Origin of the sequence: Nonomuraea zeae (assembly GCF_005889725.1) — a bacterium.
Taxonomy (GTDB): domain Bacteria; phylum Actinomycetota; class Actinomycetes; order Streptosporangiales; family Streptosporangiaceae; genus Nonomuraea; species Nonomuraea zeae.
Window position 1 is genome coordinate 61,288 of sequence record NZ_VCKX01000010.1, and the last position, 25,519, is coordinate 86,806.

Here is a 25,519-nt window from a genome sequence, read left to right on the forward strand (position 1 = left end):
GCTTCGCCATCCATGGGTAGGGCTGAGAGAGCTTGTGACCGTCGGGGGAGGTCACGATGGATGTCGCAGATCGCGGAAGCAGCGGGCTTTCGTTCGACATGCTGGACCCTGCGCCGGTGGGGGTCGCGGTGACGCGGGGTCCGGATCACCGGCTGATCTACAGCAACGCCGTGTACCGGAAGCAGGTCAGCGATCCTCGCGGTGGAATACCGGTCGAGGAGGCGTTCGCCCGATTCGTGCTGCCGCACTACCGCCCGCGCTTCGACCGGGTGTACGCCACGGGCGAGCCGGTCATCAGCACCGCGGAGCCGGCGGTGTCGATACCCGGTGACGATGCGGCGGCGGAGCGGTTCTTCACCTTCAGCCTGTCGCGGGCCGTGTTCGGCCTCGGCGACCACGGCGTCCTCGTGGTGGTGCTGGACGTGAGCGAGCAGACCACCGCCGCCCGCCGGCTGACGGCCATCGCCGAGCAGCGCCGCCGCATCCTGCGGCGCTACCAGAGCCTTATGCGCGTCAGCGCCGACATCTTCTGGGTGACCGACAGGGACGGGTACGTGTCCGAGCCGAGCCCCAGCTGGGAGCGGGTGACCGGGCAGCCGTGGGAGGGGCACCGCGGGCAGGGCTGGCTGCGGATGGTCCACCCCGAAGACCGCCCGGCCACCGTGATGTCCTGGGCCCAGGCGGTCGGCAAGGTCACCGAGATATGGGAGCACGTATACCGGCTGCGCATGCGCGACGGCGGCTACCGGCACTTCCAGCTCCGCGCGGTGCCGATCTCCGAGAACGGCGAGGTCGTGGAATGGGTGGGCACGTGCACCGACATCGAGCAGGAGTGGCAGAAGCAGCGGCGCCAGCGCCTGCTCAACCTCGCCGGGGCCGCCACGGCGCAGCTGCGGAGCCTGGAGGAGATGCTCAGCGCGCTGGCCGACGTCATCGTCCCGGAGTTGGCCGACGGCTGCGGCGTCTACCTCGTCACCGACCTCACCGACGCGCGGCATGGCGGCGCCCCGTTCATCATCGAACGGCTGGCCACCGCCGCGCGTCCCGGCCTGAAGCGGCTGCCGCCCTACAGCGAGGAGCCGCTTTCCGCCGACAACGCCTTCGTCAAGGCCGTCCGGCGTCGCCGGCCTTTGCTGAAGACGTTTCCCCCCGGCTCGCCGCCGCCTGACGCCGTTCCCGCGGGCACGCTGCCGTGGCTGACGGCGAACGACGCCAACAGCATGCTGGTCCTGCCGGTCGTGGTGGACGGGACGGTTCCCGCCGTGGTCTGCGCGGTGATGTGCGGGGACCGCCCGCCGATCAACCGGGAGGACATCTCCCTGCTGAACCGCATGTTCGATCACGCCCATGACGCCTTGAGCAGGGCCATCCGCTTCCAGCGCACCCAGCAGATCGCACTCGCCCTGCAGTACAGCCTGCTCGCCGAGCCGCCGCGCCTGCCCGGCCTGCAGATCGTGGCCCGCTATCGGGCCAGCCCGGCCGCGGCGGAGGTGGGCGGGGACTGGTACGACTCCTTCATCCTGCCCGACGGTGTCCCGGTGCTGGTGATCGGCGACGTGGCCGGCCACGATCTGAGCGCCGCCGTCGCGATGAGCCAGCTGCGGAACATGCTGCGCGCGCTGGCGATGGACCGATGCGAACCGCCGGGAGAGATCCTCACCCGGCTCAACAGGGCGGTGGAGTCGCTCTCCAACGACGTCACCGCCACCTGCGTGTACGCGCGAGTGGAAGCACTCGATGACGGTTACCGGCTGCAGTACGCGACGGCCGGCCATCCGCCGCCGCTGCTGGTCACGCGCGAGGGCCGGGGCCGTTTCCTCGAGGGGGCCCTCAGCCCGCTGCTCGGCTTCCCCGATGCCGGAAAGCGCGTCTCGCAGATGGAACCGCTGCCACCGGGCAGCACGCTCCTGCTGTACACCGACGGCCTCGTCGAGCGGCCGGGCGAGCACCTCGACCGCGGCTTGGAACGGCTGCGCTGCCTGGCGGAGACCGTCGCCAACGACCCGGTGGACAGGTTCTGCGACACGATGCTCAGCGGGCTCCCCACGAGCGGGCTGGACGACATAGCGGTGATAGCGCTCCGCCTGCCCACGGCCGACTAGGCGGTACGTCCGGCGGCGCGCCGGAGCACCAGGCTGATCAGGATCGTCACCGCCATCGCGACCGCCCCCGCCCAGGCGGCGGTGGTGTAGCCGGCCTCGGCCGGGAAGGTGGCGCCGGTGCCGGTGTGGGCGGCGAGCACCAGGCCGCCGAGCGCGCTGCCGATGGAGAAGCCGACGCTGCGCACCACCTGGTTGAAACTCATCGCGCTGGAGGTCTCTTCCGGCGGGGTGGCGGCCAGGATCGCGGCGGGCATCGCGGCGGAGAAGGCGCCGACGCCCAGCCCGAGCAGGCCCATCACGGCGAACGCCAGCCACAGCTGGCCGCGGGCCAGCGCGAACACCACCAGCGCCGCCAGGACCGCGCCACCTCCGGCGGCCAGGACCGTCGCCGCCTGGAGCCGCTCGCGCAGCCGGGGCGCCAGTTTGCCGCCCGCGAAGCCCAGCACCGAGAACGGCACGAGCACCAGGCCGGCCGTGAAGACGTCCACGCCGAAGCCGTACCCGGCCGACGCGGGCGTCTGCACGTACCGGGTGACCAGGGTCAGCAACAGGTACATGCCGATGCCGCCCAGAAACATGGTCACGTTGGCGCCGGCCACCGCGGGATGCCGCAGGAGAGTGAAGTCCACCAGCGGGACGGCGGACCGGCGTTCGCGGCGCACCCAGGCGGCGAGCAGCACGGCCGCGGCGACCGGCAGGGCGGCGGCGAGCGCCGGGTGCTCGGTCCACAGGGCGGTCTGGCTGATCGCCAGTGACAGCGCGATGAGACCGGCGCCGAGCAGCGCGGCCCCGGGCACGTCGACCACCGCCGACCGGCCCGGTGGCGGCTGCGGCACCGCCCGCCAGGCCGCGGCCAGCGCGCCAGCGGTGATCAGCAGGCCGAGCCCGTACGCCGCCCGTAGCCCGGAGACGTTCGTGAGGAGCCCGGCCAGCGGGTAGCCGATGCCGATGCCGACGGTGGAGGCCACCGACAGCAGCGCGATCGCCGCACCGGCGCGCTGCTGCGGCAGGTGGTCGCGGGCGACGCCCATCATCAGCGCGGCCAGCCCCAGGCCGGCGCCCTGCGCGACTCGCCCGGCCAGCAGCCAGCCGAAAGACGGCGCCACCACGGTCAGCAGGCTGCCGGCCACCACCACGGCCAGGATGGCGAGGATGACCTGACGCCTGCGCGGCCCGGCGCCAAGACGCCCGAGTACGGGGGTGGCGATCGCGCCCACCAGCAGCGGGGCGGTGAGCGTCCACTGCGCGGCGGCCAGCGAGACCTCGAACTCACCCGCCACCGCGGTGATCAGCGGCGCCCCGAGGCTGCCCACCACCGCGACGACCAGGGCGATGAACATCAGGGCGGGCACCAGCAACCGGCCCGCGGCCCCGTGCCGGGACTCGTTCGCGGTGCCGGTCATCGGCTCGCCTGACGCGGCGGCAGGTCGGCTCCCAGCCGCTCGCACAACGGCGTGCGCAGCACCGTCATCTTCGACTCCCCTGCCCTCATGTGCTTCGGAAACAGAATCACCGGAAGCACGGTACTGTATCGGAAAACGAAGCGCGGACATGGGTCGGGAGGCGACAGCATGGCAGCTCCGATCCCAGGAGAGCCGGTACGCGGATCAAGCACGGGCCGTCCCCTGATGGCCGCGCTCGACCTGTTCGGACGCCGATGGAACCTGCGCATCGTCTGGGAGCTGCGACGCGGCGCGCTCGGCTTCCGGGCACTTCAGCAGCGCTGCGACAACATGTCGTCCAGTGTCCTGCGACAGCGGCTCACCGAGCTGCTCGACACCCGGATCGTCGAGCAGCAGCCCGACAGCACCTATCGCCTCACCGAGCTGGGCCTCGGCGCCTACCGGGCACTCCGCCCGCTCGTGCGCTGGTCCGGCGAATGGGCGTCCGCCCTCGCCGCCGACGACGACTCCGCCCCGCGCAGCTAACCGACGGCACTCGCCGCCCGGACGGGGCCCGGCCCGCCACCTCTCGCGACGTTCTGCAAAGAAAGATCTGAGTGAACGCGCGTTCCCGATTAAGGCGTCACGGACAGGGACTCTTGAAGGCGAACAGGAGAGCCGGTTGAGCCATGATGCAGCAGGACGTGCTTCTCGATGCGGTTATTGACGCGCTGGATGCCAGCCGACCGTGGATTCGGTACAGAATCCGGCGATTCCCCGAAGGCGAACCATATCTGCGCCTGACGGTCGCCGGATGCCACATGATTGTCTTCGTCCAGGAGACCACGTGGTTCTGCCTGAGCTGGGACCATTCGGGCGTCGCCCGGCTGAGCGCCCTCGGGGACGTCTCCGAGTCGCCGCAATCAATAGTCGAGCGTCTACGCCAACCGGCGGCCTCCCGGCGCTCCCGTTCACCGATATTCGCGATTCTCGGCAGGCTCGCGGCCGCGGCCATGGTCGTGGTGACGGCCACCGTCGTCATAGGCGCCCTGCTGGCCGTGGCCGTCCCCGCGGCCGGTTACAGCACGGCGCGCGACACCGTCCGGATCGTCATCTCCGCCCTGGCCATCGGGGCGGGCCTGATAGCGGGCGGATGGACATTCCGCCGGCTGATGGGCGTCAGAAGCCGCTGTCGAGGAGGCCGCCGATGAAAAGTGTTCCGAACGCCGTAGCCAAGCCCGCGGCATTTCTGGACGACCGTCTGGGCGGGGCGGGTTTCCTCAAGCGCAACCTCCGGAAGATCTTCCCGGATCACTGGTCTTTCCTGCTGGGCGAAATCGCCCTCTACTCGTTCATCATTCTGCTGTTGACGGGCACGTTCCTGACCTTCTGGTTCAAGCCGAGCATGCTGGAGACCGTCTACGACGGCGGCTACGCACCGCTCAAGGGCGTGACCATGTCCGAGGCGTACGCCTCGACCCTGGCGATCAGTTTCGACGTGCGCGGCGGGCTGCTCATCCGTCAGATTCATCACTGGGCCGCTCTGCTGTTCGTGGGCGGCATGATGATCCATATGCTGCGGGTGTTCTTCACCGGCGCGTACCGCAAGCCTCGCGAGCTCAACTGGCTGATCGGCGTGCTGCTGCTGACGCTGGCCCTCGCCGAGGGACTGACCGGCTATTCGCTCCCCGACGACCTCCTGTCCGGCGCCGGGCTGCGGATCACCCATGGCGTCATCATCTCGCTGCCGCTGGTCGGCACCTACCTCGCGTTCTTCCTGTTCGGTGGCGAGTTTCCCGGAGAGGACATCATCCCCCGGTTCTTCACCCTGCATATCCTGCTCATTCCCGGCATTCTTCTGGCGCTGATCTCGGCCCATCTCGTTCTCATGTGGGTGCAGAAACACACGCAGATGCCGGGCAGAGGCCGGACGAACGCGAACGTGGTGGGCGGACCGTTCTTCCCGGCGTTCATGGCCAAGGCGGGAGCTTATCTCCTGTTCACCCTGGCGACCGTTTCGGGGCTGGCGACATTCGCTCAGATCAACCCGATCTGGCTTTTCGGCCCCTACACGCCGGCGAGCATCTCGGCCGGGTCGCAGCCTGACTTCTACATGGGCTTCCTCGAAGGCTCCCTCCGGCTCATGCTGCCGTGGGAGATCAATCTCTTCGGCACCGCCCACGCCGGCACTCTCCCGCTGAACGTGATCATCCCGGCGCTCGTACCGCTGGGCCTCATCATGACGGGCCTGGCGCTCTACCCCTTCCTCGAACGCTGGGTGACCGGCGACAACAGCGAGCACCACATCGCCGAACGGCCGAGGAACAATCCGCACCGCACCGCGATCGGCATGTCCGCCGTGACCTTCTACGGCGTCCTGTGGATCATGGGCGCCAACGACGAGATCGCGGCCAATTTTCACATCAGCCTCAACTGGACGACCTACATCGGGCGGGTGCTGATCTTCGTCGCGCCGGTCCTGGCTTACGTGATCACCTACCGTATGTGCCTGGGCCTGCAGCGCTCCGACGCGGCGCAGATCGCGCACGGCGTGGAGACCGGTGTGATCAAGCGCCTGCCGCACGGCGAGTTCATCGAGGTCCACACGCCGCCGGGTGCCGACAGGGTCGCGGTGCTGCACAGCAAGGTTCCCGTGCCGGCCCGCTTCGCCGACGGCGGCCCGAAGGAGGGCGTCCGGCCCGCCCGCCTGCGCGGCCCGCTCGGCCGGCTACGCCGCCGCATGTCCAGTGCCTACGGCGGGGAGAAGGTGCCTCTCGACGGCGACGGTCACGACCGCGCCGCCATCGAGACTCCGGAGGCGAAGGATCGCCGATGACCCGTCGAGCCGGCTCACGCCGTCCCGCTCAGCAGGGCCGAGAGCCTGTGCAGCCCGCGTGAGATGCGGGCCTTGACGGTGCCGATGGGCACGCGCAGGCGGTGGGCGATCTCCCGTTGGGTCAGGTCGGCGAAGTAGGCCAGTTCGATCGCCTCCCGCTGGGCGTCCGGCAGCTCGGCGAGTGCCCTGTCGATCTGGTCGCGGTCACCGAGCTCGTCGGGTACGGACCGTCCTCGTCTCGCCAGGTCGCCCGCCTCCTCCAACGGCACGGTGGGCGGCCTGCGGGCGCGCAGGTGGTCGACGGCGCGGCGGTGGGCGATGGCGAAGACCCAGGCGGCCTGGCTCCGGGCCGGATCGTAGCGCTCGCGTGAGCGCCAGACGTCGGCGAAGACGATCTGCAGCATGTCCTCGACGTCCTGGGCGGGCACGAACCGGCGCAGGTAGGAGCGCACGGCGGGGGCATGCGCGCGGTAGCACGCGCTGAGCTCTTCGTCGTCGCCGTCCATGCGCCTGCCCCTCACCCAAAAAATCTACTCAAAACTTATTCATAGCGAGGCGTGGGGCGCCGGCGCAAGCTCATCGGGGGAAAGGTCAGGTCAACCGAGGGCGGAGGTGACGCACGCGACGGCGTCGGGCAGGCTCGACACCCGGATGACCCCGGGTGGCGGCTCCGCTCGCCAGCCGAGCCCGCCGATGACGATCTGGCAGGCAGGGCGAAGCCCGGGCAGGGCGGCGAGCGGGGCGACGTCGCCGGTGATCTCCTGCTGCGACCACACGAACACGACCGCCGGGCCGAGCCGGCGCATCGCCTGACCCAGTGCGGTGTAGGGGGTGCGGGCGCCGAGGACGCGGGTCTGCACGTCCCGTTCGGCGAGCGCGGCGGCCAGTGCGTGCACCGGCAGGCTGTGCTGCTCGTCCTCGGCGCAGGCCAGCAGCACGGGCCGGTCCGCGCTCGGCGCGGCGTCGCGAGCGACGCGCTGCAGCGCCGCCTGGACCCGGTCGGACAGCAGGTGCTCGATGTCGATGCCCGCCCCGGTGCCGTCCTGGCGGCGGCAGACGGCGTCGAAGACGGGCAGCACGAGCCGCTCCCACGTCCACACCACACCTTGCGCGGCCAGCGCCTCGTCCACCAGGCCGGAGACCGCGTGGCCGTCGAGCATGAACGCGGCGCGGGCCAGCGCGGCGGTGGCCGGGCGCGCCCCGGGCCGTTGGCGGGCGGGCGAGAGCTCCGGCGCGGGATCCGGGGCCGGAGCCGGTGTGGCCAGGACGAGCCTGGCCGCCTCGGCCGGTGCCAGGCCGGTCGCGATCAGGCGCTTCATCTCGGCCAGGCGCCGCAGGTCGGCCGCGTCGTAGCGGCGGTGGCCGCCGGGGCTGCGGCGGCTGGGGCCCAGGCCGTAACGCAGATTCCAGGTGCGCAGCGTCGGCGCGGGCACGCCCAGCCGCCGGGAGACGGCCCCGATGCCGTAGCCCGCGTCCTGCTCGCTGACCGGTGTGTCCTCGCCCATGGTGTTCCCGCTGCCGCTCGACGTGTCCGACCATCCTTTCGCGGTTGCGGAGCACCTTGGACGCATGCGCGGGCGTGTCCCGCCGGGGAAGCGGCGTGCAGTGGTTACCGTGAAGATGCGTTCCGGCGTGCAACCGGGCCCGCTCCTCCTGCGAAGGCTTTCTATAGCGACAGAAGGAGCTGCGTGCATGGACACGGTGACCTCGCAGACCAGCCAGGTGCGCGAGCTGGTCGACCGCCACTTGGCCCGGCTGCTCGATGAGCAGCTGGTCCGGCTCGCCTTCCTGGACGAGCCGGACGTCGAGCTGGTGCGCGAGTTCCTGGTGACGTTCGTCCTGGAGGGCGGCAAGCGGTTGCGGCCCGCGTTCGTCCACTGGGGTTACCGGGCGGCCGGCGGTGAGCGGCCGCAGGACGCGCTGCCCGCGGCGTGCGCCGTAGAGCTCGTCCACGCTGCCGCTCTGCTGCTCGACGACGTGATGGACGAGGCGGACTCGCGGCGTGGCCGGCCGGCCGCGCACGTGGCGCTGGCCGGCCTGCACCGGCGGGCGGGCCGGCGGGGCGACGCCGGCCGGTTCGGCGAGTCGGCGGTGACGCTGCTGGCGCTGCTGGCCTTGAGCTGGGCCGATGCGGCGCTGCTGGAGACGGGGCCGCGCCTGGGAGCCGCGCTCGACATCCTCACCCAGCTGAGGGTGGAAGCGATCGGCGGGCAGTACCTCGACCTGGCCCGCACGGGCGGTGCGGGGGCGGGCGAGGAGCAGGTCAGACGCATCTCGCTCTACAAGTCGGGCAAGTACACGGTCGAACGGCCCCTGCATCTCGGTCATGCCGTCGCGGGCGGCAGCCCGCGGACGCGGCGGCTGCTGAGCGCGTACGCGCTGCCGCTGGGTGAGGCGTTCCAGCTCAGGGACGACATCAGCGGCGTGTTCGGCGACCCGGCCAGTACCGGCAAGCCCGCCGGGGTCGACCTGCTCCAGGGCAAGGCGACCTACCTGCTCGTCGAGGCCCGCCGGCGGACCGGCAGCCCGCTGCTCGACGACATCACCGATCACCGCGACGTGGCGGCCGTGCGGCGGCTGATCGCCGAGTGCGGCGCGCTGAACGCGGCCGAGCAGCGCATCGCCGTCCTGGTCGAGTCGGCGGTCGCGGCGCTGGACTGGCCGCCAGGCATCCCGGCCGAGGCCAGGCAGGCGCTGGCCGAGCTGGCGGCCCAGGCCACCGAAGGAGCCCCGGAATGAGCCCGCGAATGAGCTCCCGGATGAGCCCCCGGATGAGCCCCCTAATGAGCCCGGTCGTGGTCGTCGGAGCGGGCCTGGGCGGCCTGGCGGCGGCCGTCCATCTGGCCGCGGCCGGCCGCCAGGTCACCGTGGTCGAGGCCCTCGACGGTCCAGGAGGCTGCTGCGGCACCGCCCAGGTCGGGGCCTACCGTTTCGACACCGGCCCGTCCGTGCTGACCATGCCCGGCGTGCTCGCCGAGGTCTTCGGCGCCGCCGGGCAGGAGCTGCGGCATTGGCTGCCGTTGCGCAGGCTGGACCCGTCGTACCGGATGGTCTTCGACGACGGGTCGCGGCTGGACGTGCTGCCGGAGCGCGAGGCGATGGCCGAGCAGGTGCGCACGGTGTGCGGGCCCGCGGAGGCCGCGCGCTACGAGCGGTACCGGCGGGTGCTCGATGAGCTGTTCCGGGTGGAGTGGCCGGCGTTCATCGACGCGGACATGACGCGGCTGCGCGCCCTCGCGCGGCCCGCCGCGCTGCTGCGGCTGGCGGCGCTGGGCGGCTTCCGCCGGCTGGACCGCCTGGCGGCCCGGCACCTGACGGATGCGCGGCTGATCAAGGCGCACACCTTCCAGTCCCTGTACGTGGGGCTGTCGCCGCAACGCGCGCTGGGCATCTACGCCGTGATCGCGCACATGGACACCGTCGGCGGCGTGTACGTCCCCGAACGCGGCGGCATGCACGCCATCCCGGCGGCCATGGCGGCCCTGCTGGAGAAGCTGGGCGCGGGCATCCGCTACGGGGTGCGCGCCCGGACGGTCGAGACCGACAGCGACGGCGTCACCGGCGTGCTGCTGGAAGACGGCGACCGGCTGCCGGCCGGGCAGGTGGTCGTGGCCTGCGACCGGCTCGCGGCCCGGCGGCTGCTGCCCGCCTCGGCGGACGACTGGCGGCTGCGCCCCCCCCGCCACTCCCCCTCCTGCCTGGTGGTCCACGCCGGTCTGGACCGCGCGCTGGCCGATCAGGCGCACCACACCCTGCACTTCGGCCGGACCTGGCGGGAGACGTTCACCGCGCTGGCGGCGGGCCTGCCGCAGCCGGACCCCAGCCTGCTGGTGACCTACCCCGAGCCGGACGGCGAGGCCGCGCCGGACGGGCACGCCACGCTGAGCGTCCTCGAACCGGCGCCCAACCTGGAGCGCGCCGACTGGGACCGGCTGCGCCCCGAGCTGGAGTCGCGGCTGGTCGGCCGCCTGGCCGAGCTCGGCTACGGCGACCTGTCGGCCGCGCCCCGGCTGGTCCTCGACCCGCCCGCCTGGGCGGCGCGCGGGCACAGCGCCGGAACCCCGTTCGCGCTGGACCACCGCTTCACCCAGACGGCGTGGCTGCGACCCCAGGCCGTCGCCCGGCGAGTGCCCGGGCTGCACTTCGCCGGCATGTACACCGCGCCCGGCGTCGGGGTGCCCCCGGTGCTGATCTCCGGCCGGCTCGCCGCCGAACGCATACTCAAGGAGGCCCGTTGACGCTCACCGCCAGCTACGAACGCTGCCGGCGGCTCCACGCCCGCTACGGCCGCTCCTACTACCTGGCCACCCGGCTGCTGCCGCAGTGGAAGCGGCGGCACGTGCACGCCCTGTACGGCTTCGCCCGTTACGCCGACGAGATCGTCGACTCCTTCACCATGACCGCCGACCGGACCCGCGCGCTCGACGCCCTGGCCGCCAGGGTCGAGGCCGGGCTCTCGGGGGCGAAGACGGACGATCCCGTACTGCCGGCGTTCCTGCACACCGTCCACTCCTTCGGCATCGGCCACGACGACATCGGGGCCTTCCTCACCTCGATGCGCGCCGACCTGTCGGTGACCCGGTACGCGACCTACGACGACCTGCTCGGCTACATGGCGGGATCGGCCGCCGCCATCGGCACGATGATGCTGCCGGTGCTGGAGCCGGTGCCCGGCGCCGAGCAGGAGGCCCGCGAGCCCGCCCGCCAGCTCGGCCTGGCCTTCCAGCTCACCAACTTCCTGCGCGACGTCGGCGAGGACTTCGCCAGGGGCCGCGTCTACCTGCCGATGGAGGACCTGGACAAGTTCGGCGTGGAGCCGGGCGCGCTGGGCGCCGACCGTACCGAACGGGCCGTGCGGGAGCTGCTCGCCTTCGAGGCCGGGCGCGCCCGCATCCACTACCGCGCCGCAGCCGGCGGCATCCGCCTGCTCACCGCCTCCTCGCGGCCGTGCGTGCGGGCCGCCGTCGACCTGTACGGAGGCATCCTCGACGAGATCGAGCGCCGCGATTTCGACGTCCTGGCCGGCCGGGTACGGGTGCCGGGCCGGCGCAAGGCGGCCGTGTTCGCCCGCCACCTGCTGGCCTCCGCCGAGGCGGGCCGGGCCGAGCGCCGCGTCCGCGTGGAGCTCCCGTGACCGCGGTGCAGCCCGTGGTGCCGCCCGCGGTGCAGCCCGCGGTGCAGCCCGTCGTCCTGGACGCGATGGGCGGCGACCACGGGCCGGCCGAGACGGTCGCCGGCGCGGTGACGGCGCTGCGCGCGCACCACGTCCCCGTCATCCTGGTCGGCGACGAGCCACAGGTGAGCGGCGAGTTGCGCCGGCACGGCGCCACGGCCGAGATTCCGGTGGTGCACGCCGACGACGCCGTCCCGATGGCCGAGCGCGGCGCGGCCGCCGCGACGCGGGCGACCTCCAGCCTCGCGATCGGCTGCCGGCTGGTCAGCAGCGGGGAGGGCGGCGCGTTCGTGTCGGCCGGATCCACCGGCGCGGTGGTCGCGTGCGCGGTGCGCGCCATCGGCCGATCGGGCGGCGTGCTGCGGCCCGCCCTGGCCGTTGCGCTGCCCTCGTTGCGGGGCGGCGCGAGCGTGCTGGTGGACGCGGGCGCGACAGCCGACCCGAGCCCGGCCATGATGGCCCAGTTCGCCCTGCTGGGCGCGGGGTACGCGCGCGCCGTGCTCGGCCGCGCCGAACCGGTCGTGGGGCTGCTGTCCATCGGCTCCGAGCCGGGTAAGGGCAACCGGCTGTCCTGCCAGGCCGAGGAGCTGCTCGCCGCCTTGCCGCTGCGCTTCCACGGCAACATCGAGGGCCACGACGTGCTGTCCGGCGCCGTGGACGTGATCGTCACCGACGGCTTCACCGGCAACGTCGTGCTCAAGAACGTCGAGGGCTGCGTGCAGACGGCACTGGCCATGGTCGCCGAGGCCGGCATCGCCTCCCCGCTGCGGCTGGCCGAAGTCGCCCGCCGCTACGACCCGCAGACCCATGGTGGCGCCGCCCTGCTCGGCCTGCGCGGCACCGTCGTCGTCGCGCACGGCTCCTCGCCGGCCGCCACGATCGCCCGGGCCTGCGAGATGGCGTACGCGCTGGCGGGGCACCCGGCGACCGGCATGGCGGCCACCGCTGCCACTGCGGTCACCGCCGCCACCGCGGCGGAGCTGGTGACGTGACCTGCTCAGCGCAGCGGGTCCGCGCCGTCCCAGGTGCCCTCCCCGGCGTACGGGGTGAAGCGGGCGAACAGCTCCTCGGCGTACCAGTCGTGCGCGCGTACGCGCTGGATGACCTTCTGGTGTGCCGCGCCCTGGTAGGCGAAGGCGCGTACCGCCTCCCGGTCCCGCCACAGCGAGAAGGTGGCCTGCCGGGCCAGCGGCCACTCCCCCATGCCGATGGAGGCCAGGCAGCCGTCCTGCCGCCGCAGCAGCTCGTCGACCGGCGGGACCGACCGGTAGAAGGCGATCAGGCGGCCGGGCCGGATCGACGCCCTGGTGAGCACCGCCACCGGCCCCGCCCCGCCGGCGGGCCGAGGCGTCAGGCCGCCGAGCGGGTCGCGGCCGGCCCAGGCGCCGCGCGAGGCCAGCGGGGCCAGCCGCACCTGCCAGCTCTCCGCCGCCTCCGCCCGCCAGCGGGCGGCGATCGGCGAGGCGCGCAGGAACTCCTCCAGGTCGTCCTCGCCGCGCCAGACCGCGAACAGCGCCCACCGGCGCAGGTCGGCCCCCAGCGACATGGAACGGCCCTGACCGGTGCCGAGCAGCCGCCAGAACAGCAGCCCGCCGGCGCCCCGCAGCAGCGGCCGGTCGAAGGCCATGTGCTTCATGGCGGCCACGCTGTCATAACGGATGAGGTGGAACGAGGCGATGGTTGAGGTGCTCGTGGCGGTCATCGCCGGCTACCTGCTCGGCTCGGTGCCGGTCGCGGTCCTGGTGGCGCGCGTGCACGGTGTCGATCCGCGCGACGTCGGCGACCGCAACCCGGGGTACTGGAACGTCAAGGAGCAGCTCGGCCGGCGGGCGGCGGTGCCGGTGTTCGCCGGCGACACGCTGAAGGGGGCGCTGGCCGCCCTGAGCGGGCTGCTGATCAGCGGCGGCCACACCACCGTGCTCGGCGCGGTCACCGCTGAGAGCGTGGCGCCGGTGTACCTGGCGGTGGCGGCGGCCATGGCCGGGCACGCGTGGCCGGTCTTCGCCGCCTTCCGTGGCGGCCGCTGCATCCTCACCTTCGCGGGCGGCATCGCGGTGATCTGCCCTCCGGCGTTCGTGCTGGCGGTGGCCGCGCTGGTGGTGACGGCGCTGGCGCTGCGCTCGTTCGCGATGGGGGCGCGCCTGGCGGTGTTCGGCGTGCCGGTGCTGCAACTGCTGTTCGCGCCCGCGGAGCTGGTGGCGGCCACCGGCGGGCTGATGTGCCTCATCGGGCTGCGCTTCGGCCAGGCCGCGCTGGCCGACCGCCGCCGCTGACGCCCGGATAGGTACGGCCCCGCCACGTGCGGACGGGCCGCCGCGTGGCCTGGGTCAGCCGGAACGCCGACGCCGGATCGAGCAGCGGCGACAGCAGCAGGCCCGCGCCGGGCTCGCGGTAGCTGCCCCGCAACGCGCCCGCCAGCAGCAGCCGCAGCCCGAGCAGCGCCACATCCAGCGGGGCCGGGCGGCCGGCGACCAGCCGGAGCACGGGCAGCGCCCCGGTCAGCCAGATGACGGCCAGGTCGGCCGCCTGCCAGCCGGGCCCGGTCACATCACGCAGCGGCAGCGAACGGCCCCACTCCCGCCACAGCTCGCGGACCGAATCGTGCATGTCGACCTCCAGCAGGCCGCCCGCATCCAGGAAACCCACCTTCCAGCCCTGCGCGGCCAGGCGCCGGGCCAGCGCCACGTCGTCGGTCATCCGGTCCCGCACGAGCGCGAAGCCGTCCGCCTCGGTCATCCGATCCCGGCGGAAGGCCATGCACTGCCCGTTGGCGACGAGGCGATGCGCCGGCGGCGGGCTGGCCGGGCCGATGGGCCCGAACCGGTAGACCAGCGTGGCCAGCATGGAGGCGTGCAGGGCCTGCTCCAGCAGGCCGTCACAGACGAACCTGGGGCCGGCGCTCACCAGGTTGTAGCGCTCCAGGGCGCCGGCCAGCGCGCCGAACAGACCGGAGGCGGGCCGGGCGTCGGCGTCCAGCGTCACCACGACCTCGCCGCCGGCGGCGGCCACCCCCTGGCGTAGCGCCCACTGCTTGCCCACCCACCCCGCGGGCAGCGGTTCGGCGGTGACGACCTTGGCTCCCAGCGACGCGGCCAACTCGGCCGTGCCGTCGCTGGAGCCGTCGTCGACGACGATCACCTCGGTGACGGCAGGGGCCGCGAGCACGGCGCGCAGGCAGGGCCCGATCCTGGCCACCTCGTCGCGGGCGGGGATCACCACGGAGATCGTCAGGCCGGCGTCCGGGCGGGCCCGCAGCGGCGGCTGCCGCCGCCGGCCCCGCCCGAGCCTCGCGACGACGACCGCGCCCGCGACCACCTGCGCCAAAGTGAGAAGCCTCATCGCACACCCCCGCCGGTCCGCCACGCCGTGGTGAGCGGCCTCATCTCGAACCCCCGCCGGTCCGCCACGCCATGGTGAGCGGCTTCATCGCGCACCCGCCTGGAAGTCCTGCGCGACCATGGCGGCCACGATGCGCGCGCCCAGGGCCACCATCGGCAGGCCGCCGCCCGGGTGCGCCGAGCCGCCCACCAGGTACAGGCCGCGGCGCGGGCCCCGGTTTCCGGGGCGCAGGAAGGACGCCAGCCTGCCCCGGTAGGCGCTGCCGTAGATGGCGCCGCCCCAGGCCCCGTAGCGCTCCCGCAGATCGGCCGGGGTGAAGACGTCGACGAAGCGCAGCCGCCCCGCCAGGTCGTGGCCGCGCTCGGCCAGCCGCTCCAGCACCAGATCGCGGTACGCCTCCACCCCGATCGGCCACCGGCCGGGATCGCGGGCGGGCACGTTGACCAGCATGCTCCAGTTCTCCGCGCCCTGCGGGGCCTGGGAGGGGTCGTCCACGGACGAGCAGCCGATGTAGATCGTCGGGTCGAGCGGCGGACGCCCCCGGTCGAAGATGTCGGCGAACTCCTTCTCATAGTCGGCCGAGAACAGCACCGAATGATGCGGCAGCCCCGGCGTGCGTCCCTCCACCCCGGCCAGCAGCAGCAGCGCCGACGACGAGGGCCCCAGCCGGGCGATGCGGCGCAGCCGCCGGCGGTTCGGCAGCAGGCGGCCGTACAGGGCGGCGGCGTCGGTGTTGGCCACCACGACGTCGGCCCGGACGCGTTCGCCGCTCGCCAGCCGCACCCCCGTGACCCGGGAGTCGCCGGCCTCGACGGCGGAGACCGGCTCGGACAGGAACACCTGCACGCCGGCCGCCTTCAGCAGCAGGGCCAGGTCGTCGGCCAGCCGGGCCAGGCCGCCGGGCGCGTACCAGACGCCCTGCCCGTGCTCCAGCGCCGGCACGCAGCCCAGCGCGGCGGGCGCGCGATACGGGCTCGACCCGGCATAGGTGGCGTAGCGGCCGGTGTACTGCCGCAGCCGGGCGTCGCGGAAGTAGCGCCGGGCCAGCCCGTCCAGCGTGCGCGCGGGCGCCACGGCCAGCAGGTCCGACAGGCGGGCCTCGCCAGGCGGCCGGACCAGCGGCCCGGCGAACACGGTCCGGCTCGCCGCCCGCAGGCATCCCTGTGCCCAATCGTGGAAGGCGCGCCAGGCCCGCCCCTCCCCTGGGGCCAGCCGCTCCACCGCGGCGGCCATCCGCTCGGGGTCGCGCCGGGCGTCCAGCACCGTGCCGTCGGCGAACCGGTAGCGGCACAGCAGCTCCGGCTCGACCAGCTCGCGCTCCAGCCCCAGCTCGCGAAACAGCTCCGGCATGGTGAGCAACGAGGGCCCCAGGGAGAAGGTGAACCCGTCGCGGCGGTGCTCGGCCAGCTTGCCGCCCAGCCGGGGCAGCTGCTCGTACAGCCGGACCTCGTTCCCCTGCCTGGCCAGCAGCAGTGCGCACACCATGCCGCCCACGCCGCCGCCGATCACCGTCACCTCTGCCATGATCGCCTCCAGGCCGGCGCGGCGAACGCGCCCATCGTGATCCCGCCCGCCACCGCCACCAGCGGATCGGGCGGGTCGAACACCGCCGCGAAGGCGAGCGTCTCCATGGCCGCCATGACCGTGTAGAGCGCGAGCAGCCCCCGCCCCGGCCCCGCGGCGCCGCAGACGCGCCCGACGACCAGCATGACCAGGGCCGACACGAGCAGCCATCCGGCGAAGTTGGTCAGCGGGATGCCGCGGTAGAAGCCGTCCTCCGCCCAGGTCCACAGACCCAGCCGGACCATCTGCGGGTCGAGGAACAGGTCCCACGCCGTCAGCGCGCCCGCGCCCGCGCAGACGCGCGCCCACCCGCCGGCCGGTACGACGGCGGCCGCCACCGCGTACGCGGCCAGACCCATGCCGCCCCAGGCCAGCGCCACCACCACGGGAACACCGGCGACCTGCGGCCACAGCACGCCGGTGTAGCGGTACTCACCGAACGGGAACCCGGTCAGCACTCCGGCCAGCTCGGCCGCGTAGCCGGTCAGCACCGCCGCGCCGAACGCGGTCGTCGCCCTGGCCGGTCCCCATGCGTCCGCGGCGAAGGCGACGGCGCAGACGGCCAGCAGCACGACGATCGGCCCGGTGTACCGCTCGGGCCGATCGTCGAGCCCGGAGGCAACCTGCGCGCCCATCATGGCCAGCAACGACAGCACGCCGAGCGCGCGTGCCGGCCCAAGGGCCACACCTTTCACCCGTGCGCCTGGCGTCTGTTCCACACCCTGTCTTTCGCAGCGGCCGTGCACACGGATGCACCTGCCCCGCCGCGCGCCAAATGATCACCATGGCGGTGCGAGCATCAGGACAAGGATCACTCCCTGCGCCGGGCCGCCGCGGCGATGGCCGGAGTCCGGGTGTTCGGGTTGCGGACGGCGATCGAGACGTTGAGCGCGGTGGCGAACAGTGTCCAGGCCGCGTACGGCAGCAGAGCGAGACCCGCGCGGCGATCGGCGCGCAGGAATCGGCGTACGAGGACGACGTTGGAGGCGTTGAGCGCGACGATGTCGGCCAGCGCGAGCCGGGGTGCGCGGGCGGCGAAGAACAGCGGCGTCCAAGCCGCGTTGAGCGCCAGGTTCAGGGCGAAGGCGCGCCTCAGCCGGGCGCGGCCGTCCTCTTCGGTCTCCTCGGTCAGGGCGCGGGCGCCGGAGTAGGCGATGAGCCCGTACAGCGGCGTCCAGACCAGGCCGAAGGCTTGTGACGGTGGCTGCCAGCGGGGCTTGCGTAGCGTGCGGTACCACGCCGAATTCGCGTCGGTGGACAGTCCGCCGAGCGCGGCCGCCGCGGTGACCGCGGTGGCCGTCTTCAGCAGGTAACGGCGGAACGAGGGTCGGGCTGCCGGTGTCATGCTCGCCCCCTACCCTCGTCGCGCGCTCCGATCTGCTCTTCTGGTGCCCCCATCGGGATCACGCAAAGCACGCAGGGGTGGCCGGGGCCCTGCGGCCCTCATGGCGTGACCTTGAGCGCGAGCACGCAGGCGTCGTCCCGGTGGGTGCCCGCATCCCTCAGCAGCGTGGCCGCCACCACGGCGGGAGTGCGGCTCGTCAGGCCGGGGAACGCGGCGATGTCCCATCGGGCGGACAGCCCGTCGGAGTGCATCACGATCATGCTGTGCGGCGGCGCGGTGTAGGTGTACTCGCGCAGCGTCCTGCTGTGGCGGCCGGCGATGCCGGCCAGGGAGATCAGGCCTTGCCGGCCCTCAGGATTGACGATCCAGCCCGAGATGTTGCCGATCCCGGCGTAGCGCACCAGCCCGCTCGCCCGGTCGAGCCGGGCCACCGCGACGGCGGCGCCCCTGCTGCCGTCCAACGCGCGGTGCAGGCGCTCCAGCAGCGGCACCGGCGGCAGCTCGCCGTGCTCCTGGAAGGTGCGCAGCGCCCGCCGGGAGGCCTCCGCCGCCAGCTCGCCATGGCCGAGCCCGTCGCACACCATCGCCATCGCCGTCTCGTCGGTGTCGAAGCAGGCGAACGCGTCGCCGCAGACGCTCTCCTCACCGATGGGCCGGCTCAGGCCGCTCACCCGCGAGACCCGTGGCGGCCGCTCGTCGGCGGTGAAGCACATCCCGATCACGGTTCCACGGCCGGGGATGGAGTAGACGTCGTGCGCCGCGGCCATCCGGGCGATGCCGCCCAGCCCGATCCCCAGCGTCCCGGCGGTGGAGTAGCCGTCGCGCCAGACGCGGTTGAGATCGGCGATCCCCGGCCCTTTGTCCAGCGCGAGGGCTTCGACGGCGGCCGGCGCGTCCGGGTACGGCCGGATCAGCATCGTTCCCTCGACCGCGTGCTTGACCAGGTTGGAGGCCGCCTCGCTGACCGCGATGCCCACCCGCTCGCGGGCGACCTGGCCGAATCCCAGGGTCCCGGCGAGCGCCATCGCGGCCCGGCGGGCGACACCGATGGCGCTGGCATCCTCTACCCGGAACCAGGCTTCGTTGCCGGAGCGGATCATCTGCCCCATTTGGTCACCGTCACCCGGGTGCCCTGGCCAGGCTCCGAGGTCAGGTCGAACTCGTCCATGAGACGGCGCGAGCCGCTCAAGCCGAGGCCGAGGCCGCCTCCCGTGCTCCATCCGTCGGTGAGGGCCTGCGCCAGATCAGCGATTCCCGGGCCGTCGTCGCTGAAGAGCAACCGCAGGCCCCGCCGGGCGCCGCGGCTGACCACCTCGATCCGGACCTGGCCGCCCCCGCCGTACACCACGGTGTTGCGGGCCAGCTCGCTGGCGGCGGTCACCACCTTGGTCTGGTCCACCACCGACAGCCCGATCTCCTGAGCCACGGTGCGCACGCGCTGGCGCACCGCGACCACGTCGCCGTTACCGGCGATCTGCAGCTCTACGACATCATTCACCAGGACACCGGGGCCGCCCCGGCGTCAGAACGATCTTCGAGCAGCGCGACACCCTTCTCAAGGTTGAGTGCGGTACGCACGCCACCAAGGGACAGGCCGAGCTCGACCAGCGTGATGGCCACCGCCGGCCGCATGCCCACGACGATCGTCTCGGCGTCCAGCACGCGCGAGATCGACGCGATGGTGGCCAGCATCCGGCCGATGAAGGAGTCGACGATCTCCACGGCGGAAATGTCGATGATCACCCCGCGGGCGGCGCTCTCCACGACGGCCTCGGCCAGGTCCTCCTGCAACGCCAGGACGCCCTGATCCTCCAGCTCGACCTGGATGGAGACGATGAGGATGTCATCGAGCTTGAGTATGGGCACGCGCTCCATCAGACGCGCTCCGTCCCCACCACGACCCGCTTGCCCGCGCCCCGCGAGATCTGCACGCCGCTGCGCCGCAGCGCGTGCGCCAGGGCGTCGGCCAGCGAGGACTTGGTGACGATGTCGCCGAACTCGATGCCCAGCGCCACGATCGTCTGAGCGATCTGCGGGCGGATCCCGGAGATCACGCATTCGGCGCCCATCAACCGGGCCGCCATCACCGTCTTGAGCAGGTGCTGGGCCACCTCGGTGTCCACCGCCGGCACCCCGGTGATGTCGATCACCGCATGCTCGGCGCCGGTCTCGACCAGCCCCTCCAGCAGCTTCTCCATGACCACCTGCGTGCGGGCCGAATCGAGCGTGCCCACCAGCGGCACCGCGAGGATGCCGTCCCACAGCTTCACCACCGGCGTGGACAGCTCCAGCAGCTGCTCGGCCTGACCGGAGATGATCTTCTCGCGGGCGGTGACGTAGGTCTCGAACGTGTACAGGCCCAGGTCGTCGATGAACTTGGAGAACCAGATGTAGCCACGCAGGCTGTCGAAGTCCTCGTCGGCCTCGACGACCTCGTAGACCGCCTCCTTGAGACTGAACACCACGCTCGCGGTGTCGGACGGGGTGAACCCCTCGCGGGCCTGGCCGCGGGACAGCTCCCCCAGCAGGCCGCGCAGATCACTGGCGTCCCCGCCCTTCTCGAGCGAGAGGTGAAGGGCCTGGTAGATCTCCCGCAGCCGGCCGGTCAGCAGGGCGCGATCGGCGTGGCCGCCGCCGGTGTCCGCGGCCAGATCGATCCAGCGCTTGAGAATGGGCTCACCTTGCTCCCTGAGGAGCGCTTCGATGCGCAGCCGATCGGCGTCGCCGTGAACGGTCAAAGCGTGCTCCTGTTGGGGCGTAGGCAGTATTCGGTTGTGAAGCGTTCACGCAGGCTACCCGCTTTGTGACCGTGCCTCTACCGCGCGGCCTCTTCCGCGCGGCCTCTTCCGCACGACCTCTTCCGCTGGGGCAGCCGCCGTGCGGGTCAGGCGGCCACGCGGGTGCGGCGGGTCGGCCGGCGATCGGTGGCTCCGACGAGGGACTGGCGCAGCAGGGCCAGCGTGGTGCGCAGGAGCCGGGAGACGTGCATCTGGGAGATGCCGAACTCTGCGGCGATCTCGGACTGGGTGAGGTTGCCGTGGAAGCGCAGCAGCAGGATGTGCCTCTCCCGCTCGGGCAGCGCGTCGATGAGCGGGCGGACGGCCTGCGCGTCGATGAACGTGTCCAGCGAGTCATCATAGGCCGGGATGAAGTCCCCCAGGCAGGCCGAGTCGCCCTCCTCCGTGCCGACCGGCGCGTCCAGGGACAGGGTGCTGTAGGCGGAGGATGCCTCCAGAGTCAGCAGGGCCTCTTCCTCCGACAGGTCCATCCTGGCCGCCAGCTCCGCCACCGTCGGCGAGCGGCCCAGCGACTGGGCGAGCTCGCCGCTGACGCGGTTGAGCTCGGAGCGGCGCTCCTGGTAGACCCGCGGCACCCGGATCGCCCAGGTACGGTCGCGGAAGTGGCGTTTGATCTCACCGGCGATGGTCACGGCGGCATACCCGCGGAACTCGTGGCCCAGCCCGGGATCGAACCCGTTGATGGCCTTGACCAGGCCGACGTACGCCGCCTGCCGCAGGTCCTCCATGGGTTCGCCGCGATATCGGTAGCGGCGGACGATCTCGGTCACCAGCCGGTGGTGCGTCTCCACGAGCCGCTCGCGCAGCCTGGCTCGACGCTCTTCGGAGACGCCGGGTGCGACCATGGCCACCAGGAGTTGCTCGGCGGTCATGTCGGTGAGGGCGGTGTTGTGATCGGTCATGAATGGGTACCGCATCTCTGGTGTGCAGGCCGCCCCATCCAAGACCGAGGCCCAGGCAGAAGCCGCCTCGTACGTCTGACGAGACGAAGCCCTCTGCTGGACCTCACTCGATCACATACCCACGACTGACCGTCCACTCAGACCGGAAGGTGACAATGCCGTCACGTCCCGGGGTGTTTGCGCGGGAGCATGGGCGGCGCCCCCCGGCCTCCGTCAGCCGCGCCGTCCGGGGTAGGGGTCGCGGTCCTCGTCCAGGACGTCGGCGGCCGTGCGGATGATGAGCGGATCGGGCACGCCGACCACCTCGTGGTCCTTGTTGTCGTAGTCGAACTGGGTCAGCACGTGGCGGATGGCTTCGATGCGGGCGCGTTTCTTGTCGTTGCTCTTGATGACCGTCCAGGGTGCGTGCTCGGTGTCGGTGTGCTGGAACATGTCCTCTTTGGCGTCGGTGTACTCGTCCCACTTCTGGCGGGAGGCCAGGTCCATCGGGGACAGCTTCCACCGCCGTACCGGGTCGACGGTGCGGATGATGAAGCGGGTGAGCTGCTCGCTCCGGGACACCGAGAACCAGAACTTGATCAGGTGGATGCCGTCCTCGACCAGCATCTGTTCGAGCATCGGCGCCTGCCGCAGGAACTGCAGGTATTCCGGTGCGGTGCAGAATCCCATCACCCGCTCGACCCCGGTCCGGTTGTACCAGGAGCGGTCGAAGAACACCATTTCGCCGGCCGCGGGCAGATGGGCGATGTAGCGCTGGAAGTACCACTGGGCGCTCTCCCGCTCGCCAGGCTTGTCCAGAGCCACGACAGCGGAGCCCCGAGGGTTGAGATGCTCGCGGAAGCGCTTGATCGTCCCGCCCTTGCCCGCCGCGTCGCGCCCCTCGAAGAGGATCACCAACCGGGCTCCGGTTTCCTTGATCCAATATTGCAGCTTCACCAGCTCGATCTGGAGCAGCCGCTTGTCGCGGTCGTACTCCTGCCGGCCCATCTTGGTCGTGTACGGATAGTACTCCCGCCAGGTGTTCACTGGGTGGCCATGACGATCCACCAGAACCGGGTCGTCATCGTCGTCGTCGATCACTCGGACGTGGGGAAGGTCGTTGAGGAGCTCGCCGGGCGCCACCGTGCTTTCCCCGTGCCGGCGAGTGGCCAGGAGGCGGTCCTTGAGGATGTCGCCCGTGTCGTTGCCCGTGTTGTCCACTCCGCGCGCCTACCCCGAGCCCGCCGCCCGACACGCAGGAGGCACGCTCCCCAAGCCCGGTGACAGCCTCGCCGTCCGGGGGCAGGAGGAATGGCCCTTACCCGTGACGCGCCGTTATTTCGCCAACATTCCCCTCACTTGAAGCACGGAAGCGTGCCTATCCCTGACCGGTGGGGAAGATTGACGTGCATGGATTCACATCAGGAGCGCCTGTTGCGGTTAGTGCCGCCGATCTTGGCCAGAGTAGCCGCGTGGTGCGCGTGCCTGATCGTCATCGGCATCGTGGCCAACTACGTGTTCGGCTTCGTGGCGACGATGCGCATCGTCGCCCTGCCGGTGGCGGTGGCCCTGCTGCTGACCGCGCTGTTGTTCCCGCTCACGCGGCACCTGCGCGCGTCGGGCCTGCGGCCGATCTACGCCACCTGGATCACCATGCTCGTCTCCTTCGCCGTGCTGAGCGGGACGGGCTGGATCATCGGCGTGCGGGCCAACGAGGAGTTCCCCGGCCTGGTGACCCAGGTCAGGCAGACGGCCAAGACGGTGGAGGGCTGGCTCTACACCGGCCCCCTGAACCTGGAGCCCATCCAGCTCAGCCGCTGGGTGGACGAGATCGCCAAGCTGGTCACCGAGCGGCAGCAGCAGATCACTTCGACGGTGCTCGCGGGCACCGTGGTGCTGGTCGAGGTGCTGGCCTCGATCGTGCTCCTGCTGTTCGTGACGTTCTTCCTGCTCAAGGACGGCGACCAGATCTGGGCCTGGTTCCTCAAGGCGTTCGGCCGGATGGCGCCGCGGGTCGACCGGGCCGGGCGGACCGCGTGGACCACGCTGTCGCACTACGTGCAGGGCACGGTGGCCGTGGCGGCGGTGCACGGGGTGCTCATGGGCCTGGTGCTGGCCATCATGGGCGTCCCGCTCTGGGCGGCGCTCGCCGTACTGATCTTCCTGGCCAGCTTCATCCCGATCGTCGGCATCCTGTTCGCCGGCGCGGTCGCGACGCTGGTCACGCTCGGCGCGAAGGGCCCGATCTACGCATTGATCTTCCTCGGCATCCTGGTCGTCGAGCAGCAGTTGGAGAACCACGTACTCCAGCCGCTGATAGTCGGCAGGGTGCTGCACTTCCACCCGCTGGCGATCATCATCGTGCTGGCCGTCGGCGGCATCCTGGCCGGGATCGCGGGCGCGGTCGTGGCGGTGCCGATCACCGCCATCCTCTACCGGGCCGTGCCCGAGCTCTTCAAGGAAGACCTGATCGCTCTCCCGGCGGGCTCGACCCCAGAACCACCGGCGCAGGCCGTACCTCCCGAGAAGGAACCCGAGCAGAAGGACTGACGCGCTCGCGGGCCGAACGCGAGAGAGGCGAACGCACCCGGCTCCACACCGGGCCTGATTTTGCGACAGAATGTCGTAAACTTGTCGACAAGTTGTCGCATAAAGGAGCGTGGAGTCGTGGCGGAGCGAACCCAGCAGTTGATCGTCGTAACCGGAGCCTCCACGGGCATGGGCGCGTCCGCCGCCCGCGAGCTGGCCCGCCAGGGACTCCACGTCCTGGCCGGCGTGCGACGCGAGCGTGACGCCGACGCCATCCGATCGACCGGCATCGAGCCGGTCATCCTCGACATCACCGAGCCCGAGCAGGTGGAGGCACTCGCCGCGCGGGTCGCCGGCGACCCGCGCGCGTACGCCGGCGCGAAGTTCGCCCTGGAGGCGGTCAGCGACTCGCTCCGCCGGGAGGTCGCACCGCTGGGCGTACAGGTGATCGTGGTCGAGCCCGGCGGCGTCCGCACGGAGATGGCCGCCCGCGGGATCGCGACGGCGAACCAGCTGGCCGCCCAGATGACGCCGGAGCAGGACCAGCGCTACGGCGGCCTGGTCCAGGCGATCAACACGCTGATGGCCTCGGGCACCGCGTCGGGCGTGAGCGCGGACGCCGCCGCCCGGGTCATCGCGAAGGCCGTGACGACGCGTAAGCCGCGCACCCGCTACACCATCGGCCGGGATGCCGCCCTGATCACCCGCCTGACCCGGATGCTGTCCGACCGCGCGCTCGACCGCGTCATAGCCGCCAACCTGCGCCGTCACTACCCGAAGGGAGCCGCGGCGTAACCCGCCGCAGCCTCTGGCCCGGAGCCCGGCCCTCACGCGCGGACCCGGGGCGAAAGGGAAGCAGCGGTGAGAGAGGATGTTCGGATGCCGCGGATCAGAGGAGCCAGCATCGAGGAGCACCACGAGATGGTGTGGGCCGACCTCGCCGAGGCGATGCGGCAGCTGCTGCTGGAGCGCGACTACGACTCGATCAACATGGGCCACATCGCGGCCAGGGCCGGGCTCGCGCGCAACACGCTGTACAACTACGCCCGCGACAAGAGCGCGCTGGTCCTGGCGCTGACCCAGCGGGCGGGCCGGCCCGTGGTGGAGCGGGTGGCCGCGATCGCCGCGCGGTCCGCGGACCCGGCCGCGGAGCGGATGCGGGAGATCATCGTGGCGGTCCTGGAGGCGTTCACGGACCAGATCCTGCAGCTGATGTTCCGGCCGGGGTCCGGTCCGCCGGCCGCCGAGGTGCCGAAGGGGCCGGACAGCCCGTTCCACGCGGTCGTGGTCGAGGTGGAGAACGTCGTCCGGGACGGCATCGCGCGCGGAGAGTTCCATGACCTCGGCGACGTGCACCTCGCGGTGGAGCTGCTGTCGGGTGTCATGCGCGCGGGCGCCGAGCGCATCGGCCGGGATCCGGCCGCCTTCGCGGCCACGGTCAGCGCGGCGCGCGAGATCGTCCTCGCGTCCCTGGCCCGCCGCCCGGGTCAGGCTCCGCCGGCGGGTCTTCAGCCCGTACGAGAGCACGGGCCGGGGCGGTAGTCCCGGCCGATGGTCGGGGGACGCCGGGC

Annotated in this window: 26 protein-coding genes; 12 read left to right on the forward strand and 14 right to left on the reverse strand. The window is 72.2% G+C overall.

Translation table 11 applies throughout. The annotated features are described in order from the left end of the window. Positions 1-56: 56 nt before the first annotated feature. Entirely contained in the window at positions 57-2,102 is a 2,046-nt protein-coding gene (locus ETD85_RS05300) for a SpoIIE family protein phosphatase (protein ID WP_138688459.1), read from the forward strand. Here ETD85_RS05300 and ETD85_RS05305 read toward each other — a convergent pair. After that, positions 2,099-3,505, reverse strand: a complete 1,407-nt coding sequence (locus tag ETD85_RS05305; RefSeq protein WP_138688460.1) for an MFS transporter — start codon at positions 3,503-3,505, stop codon at positions 2,099-2,101. The genes ETD85_RS05300 and ETD85_RS05305 overlap by 4 nt on opposite strands. 168 nt (positions 3,506-3,673) lie before the next feature. Between ETD85_RS05305 and ETD85_RS05310 the strand changes: the two genes are divergently transcribed. The 3 genes from ETD85_RS05310 (at position 3,674) to qcrB (ending at position 6,320) form a co-directional block, all read left to right on the forward strand. Further along, positions 3,674-4,030, forward strand: a complete 357-nt coding sequence (locus tag ETD85_RS05310) for a winged helix-turn-helix transcriptional regulator (protein WP_138688461.1) — start codon at positions 3,674-3,676, stop codon at positions 4,028-4,030. Between the two features lie 143 nt (positions 4,031-4,173). Next, the gene (locus tag ETD85_RS05315) at positions 4,174-4,695 is read left to right on the forward strand and encodes a hypothetical protein (RefSeq protein WP_138688462.1); all 522 of its coding nucleotides are present in this window, start codon (positions 4,174-4,176) and stop codon (positions 4,693-4,695) included. After that, on the forward strand, positions 4,692-6,320 hold the full coding sequence (qcrB, locus tag ETD85_RS05320) for a cytochrome bc1 complex cytochrome b subunit (RefSeq protein ID WP_138688463.1): 1,629 nt from the start codon (positions 4,692-4,694) through the stop codon (positions 6,318-6,320). Before ETD85_RS05315 ends, qcrB begins: the two co-directional genes overlap by 4 nt. 14 nt (positions 6,321-6,334) lie before the next feature. Here the strand turns inward: qcrB and ETD85_RS05325 are convergent, their stop codons facing one another. Beyond that, positions 6,335-6,841, reverse strand: coding sequence for an RNA polymerase sigma factor (locus ETD85_RS05325; protein WP_240778970.1), 507 nt, complete (start codon positions 6,839-6,841; stop codon positions 6,335-6,337). Between the two features lie 75 nt (positions 6,842-6,916). Further along, complete coding sequence (locus ETD85_RS05330; protein ID WP_138688464.1) at positions 6,917-7,825, reverse strand: MerR family transcriptional regulator; 909 nt, start codon at positions 7,823-7,825, stop codon at positions 6,917-6,919. 187 nt (positions 7,826-8,012) lie between these two features. Between ETD85_RS05330 and ETD85_RS05335 the strand changes: the two genes are divergently transcribed. From ETD85_RS05335 to plsX, 4 genes are read left to right on the forward strand one after another with little or no spacing between them, the layout of a single operon-like run. Then, on the forward strand, positions 8,013-9,059 hold the full coding sequence (locus ETD85_RS05335) for a polyprenyl synthetase family protein (protein WP_170246508.1): 1,047 nt from the start codon (positions 8,013-8,015) through the stop codon (positions 9,057-9,059). 32 nt (positions 9,060-9,091) lie between these two features. Then, positions 9,092-10,558 (forward strand): phytoene desaturase family protein, encoded by a 1,467-nt coding sequence (locus ETD85_RS05340; protein WP_240778971.1) that lies wholly within the window; start codon positions 9,092-9,094, stop codon positions 10,556-10,558. Further along, a complete protein-coding gene (locus ETD85_RS05345) occupies positions 10,555-11,454 on the forward strand; it encodes a phytoene/squalene synthase family protein (RefSeq protein WP_138688466.1) in 900 nt (299 codons plus the stop codon). Before ETD85_RS05340 ends, ETD85_RS05345 begins: the two co-directional genes overlap by 4 nt. Then, entirely contained in the window at positions 11,451-12,485 is a 1,035-nt protein-coding gene (plsX, locus tag ETD85_RS05350; RefSeq protein ID WP_240778972.1) for a phosphate acyltransferase PlsX, read from the forward strand. Before ETD85_RS05345 ends, plsX begins: the two co-directional genes overlap by 4 nt. A 5-nt stretch (positions 12,486-12,490) precedes the next feature. Here plsX and ETD85_RS05355 read toward each other — a convergent pair whose 3' ends face one another. Further along, the gene (locus tag ETD85_RS05355; protein ID WP_240778973.1) at positions 12,491-13,195 is read right to left on the reverse strand and encodes a spheroidene monooxygenase; all 705 of its coding nucleotides are present in this window, start codon (positions 13,193-13,195) and stop codon (positions 12,491-12,493) included. On the opposite strand from ETD85_RS05355, the gene ETD85_RS05360 reads away from it, so the two are divergent. Continuing rightward, positions 13,170-13,766: a glycerol-3-phosphate acyltransferase gene (locus ETD85_RS05360; RefSeq protein ID WP_138688467.1), complete on the forward strand. Its 597-nt coding sequence runs from the start codon at positions 13,170-13,172 to the stop codon at positions 13,764-13,766. The genes ETD85_RS05355 and ETD85_RS05360 overlap by 26 nt on opposite strands. Here the strand turns inward: ETD85_RS05360 and ETD85_RS05365 are convergent. The 10 genes from ETD85_RS05365 to ppk2 all read right to left on the reverse strand — a co-directional run bounded on the left by ETD85_RS05365 (position 13,717) and on the right by ppk2 (position 22,640). Beyond that, entirely contained in the window at positions 13,717-14,832 is a 1,116-nt protein-coding gene (locus ETD85_RS05365; protein WP_138688468.1) for a glycosyltransferase family 2 protein, read from the reverse strand. The two genes, ETD85_RS05360 and ETD85_RS05365, sit on opposite strands and share 50 nt — an antisense overlap. An 84-nt stretch (positions 14,833-14,916) precedes the next feature. Continuing rightward, entirely contained in the window at positions 14,917-16,356 is a 1,440-nt protein-coding gene (locus ETD85_RS05370; RefSeq protein ID WP_240778974.1) for a phytoene desaturase family protein, read from the reverse strand. Continuing rightward, complete coding sequence (locus ETD85_RS05375) at positions 16,344-17,081, reverse strand: carotenoid biosynthesis protein (protein ID WP_240778975.1); 738 nt, start codon at positions 17,079-17,081, stop codon at positions 16,344-16,346. Before ETD85_RS05375 ends, ETD85_RS05370 begins: the two co-directional genes overlap by 13 nt. Before the next feature lie 125 nt (positions 17,082-17,206). Further along, positions 17,207-17,740: a TspO/MBR family protein gene (locus ETD85_RS05380; RefSeq protein WP_138688469.1), complete on the reverse strand. Its 534-nt coding sequence runs from the start codon at positions 17,738-17,740 to the stop codon at positions 17,207-17,209. Between the two features lie 98 nt (positions 17,741-17,838). After that, entirely contained in the window at positions 17,839-18,849 is a 1,011-nt protein-coding gene (locus tag ETD85_RS05385; protein WP_138688470.1) for a SpoIIE family protein phosphatase, read from the reverse strand. After that, complete coding sequence (locus ETD85_RS05390) at positions 18,837-19,238, reverse strand: anti-sigma regulatory factor (protein ID WP_138688471.1); 402 nt, start codon at positions 19,236-19,238, stop codon at positions 18,837-18,839. Before ETD85_RS05390 ends, ETD85_RS05385 begins: the two co-directional genes overlap by 13 nt. Continuing rightward, positions 19,235-19,615 carry an STAS domain-containing protein gene (locus ETD85_RS05395; protein ID WP_206058093.1) on the reverse strand — a complete coding sequence of 127 codons (381 nt, stop codon included), beginning with the start codon at positions 19,613-19,615 and terminating at the stop codon, positions 19,235-19,237. The genes ETD85_RS05390 and ETD85_RS05395 overlap by 4 nt, the downstream gene beginning before the upstream one ends. After that, the gene (locus tag ETD85_RS05400) at positions 19,615-20,478 is read right to left on the reverse strand and encodes an STAS domain-containing protein (RefSeq protein ID WP_240778976.1); all 864 of its coding nucleotides are present in this window, start codon (positions 20,476-20,478) and stop codon (positions 19,615-19,617) included. The genes ETD85_RS05395 and ETD85_RS05400 overlap by 1 nt, the downstream gene beginning before the upstream one ends. Before the next feature lie 146 nt (positions 20,479-20,624). Continuing rightward, positions 20,625-21,440: a SigB/SigF/SigG family RNA polymerase sigma factor gene (locus tag ETD85_RS05405; RefSeq protein WP_138688472.1), complete on the reverse strand. Its 816-nt coding sequence runs from the start codon at positions 21,438-21,440 to the stop codon at positions 20,625-20,627. Positions 21,441-21,653: 213 nt separating this feature from the next. Next, the gene (gene ppk2, locus ETD85_RS05410) at positions 21,654-22,640 is read right to left on the reverse strand and encodes a polyphosphate kinase 2 (protein ID WP_240778977.1); all 987 of its coding nucleotides are present in this window, start codon (positions 22,638-22,640) and stop codon (positions 21,654-21,656) included. Between the two features lie 234 nt (positions 22,641-22,874). Between ppk2 and ETD85_RS05415 the strand changes: the two genes are divergently transcribed. The 3 genes from ETD85_RS05415 (at position 22,875) to ETD85_RS05425 (ending at position 25,490) form a co-directional block, all read left to right on the forward strand. Beyond that, the gene (locus ETD85_RS05415) at positions 22,875-23,969 is read left to right on the forward strand and encodes an AI-2E family transporter (RefSeq protein WP_240778978.1); all 1,095 of its coding nucleotides are present in this window, start codon (positions 22,875-22,877) and stop codon (positions 23,967-23,969) included. Positions 23,970-24,086: 117 nt separating this feature from the next. After that, positions 24,087-24,743 (forward strand): SDR family NAD(P)-dependent oxidoreductase, encoded by a 657-nt coding sequence (locus ETD85_RS05420; protein WP_138688474.1) that lies wholly within the window; start codon positions 24,087-24,089, stop codon positions 24,741-24,743. Between the two features lie 84 nt (positions 24,744-24,827). Further along, entirely contained in the window at positions 24,828-25,490 is a 663-nt protein-coding gene (locus ETD85_RS05425; RefSeq protein WP_138688475.1) for a TetR/AcrR family transcriptional regulator, read from the forward strand. Positions 25,491-25,519: the final 29 nt, after the last annotated feature.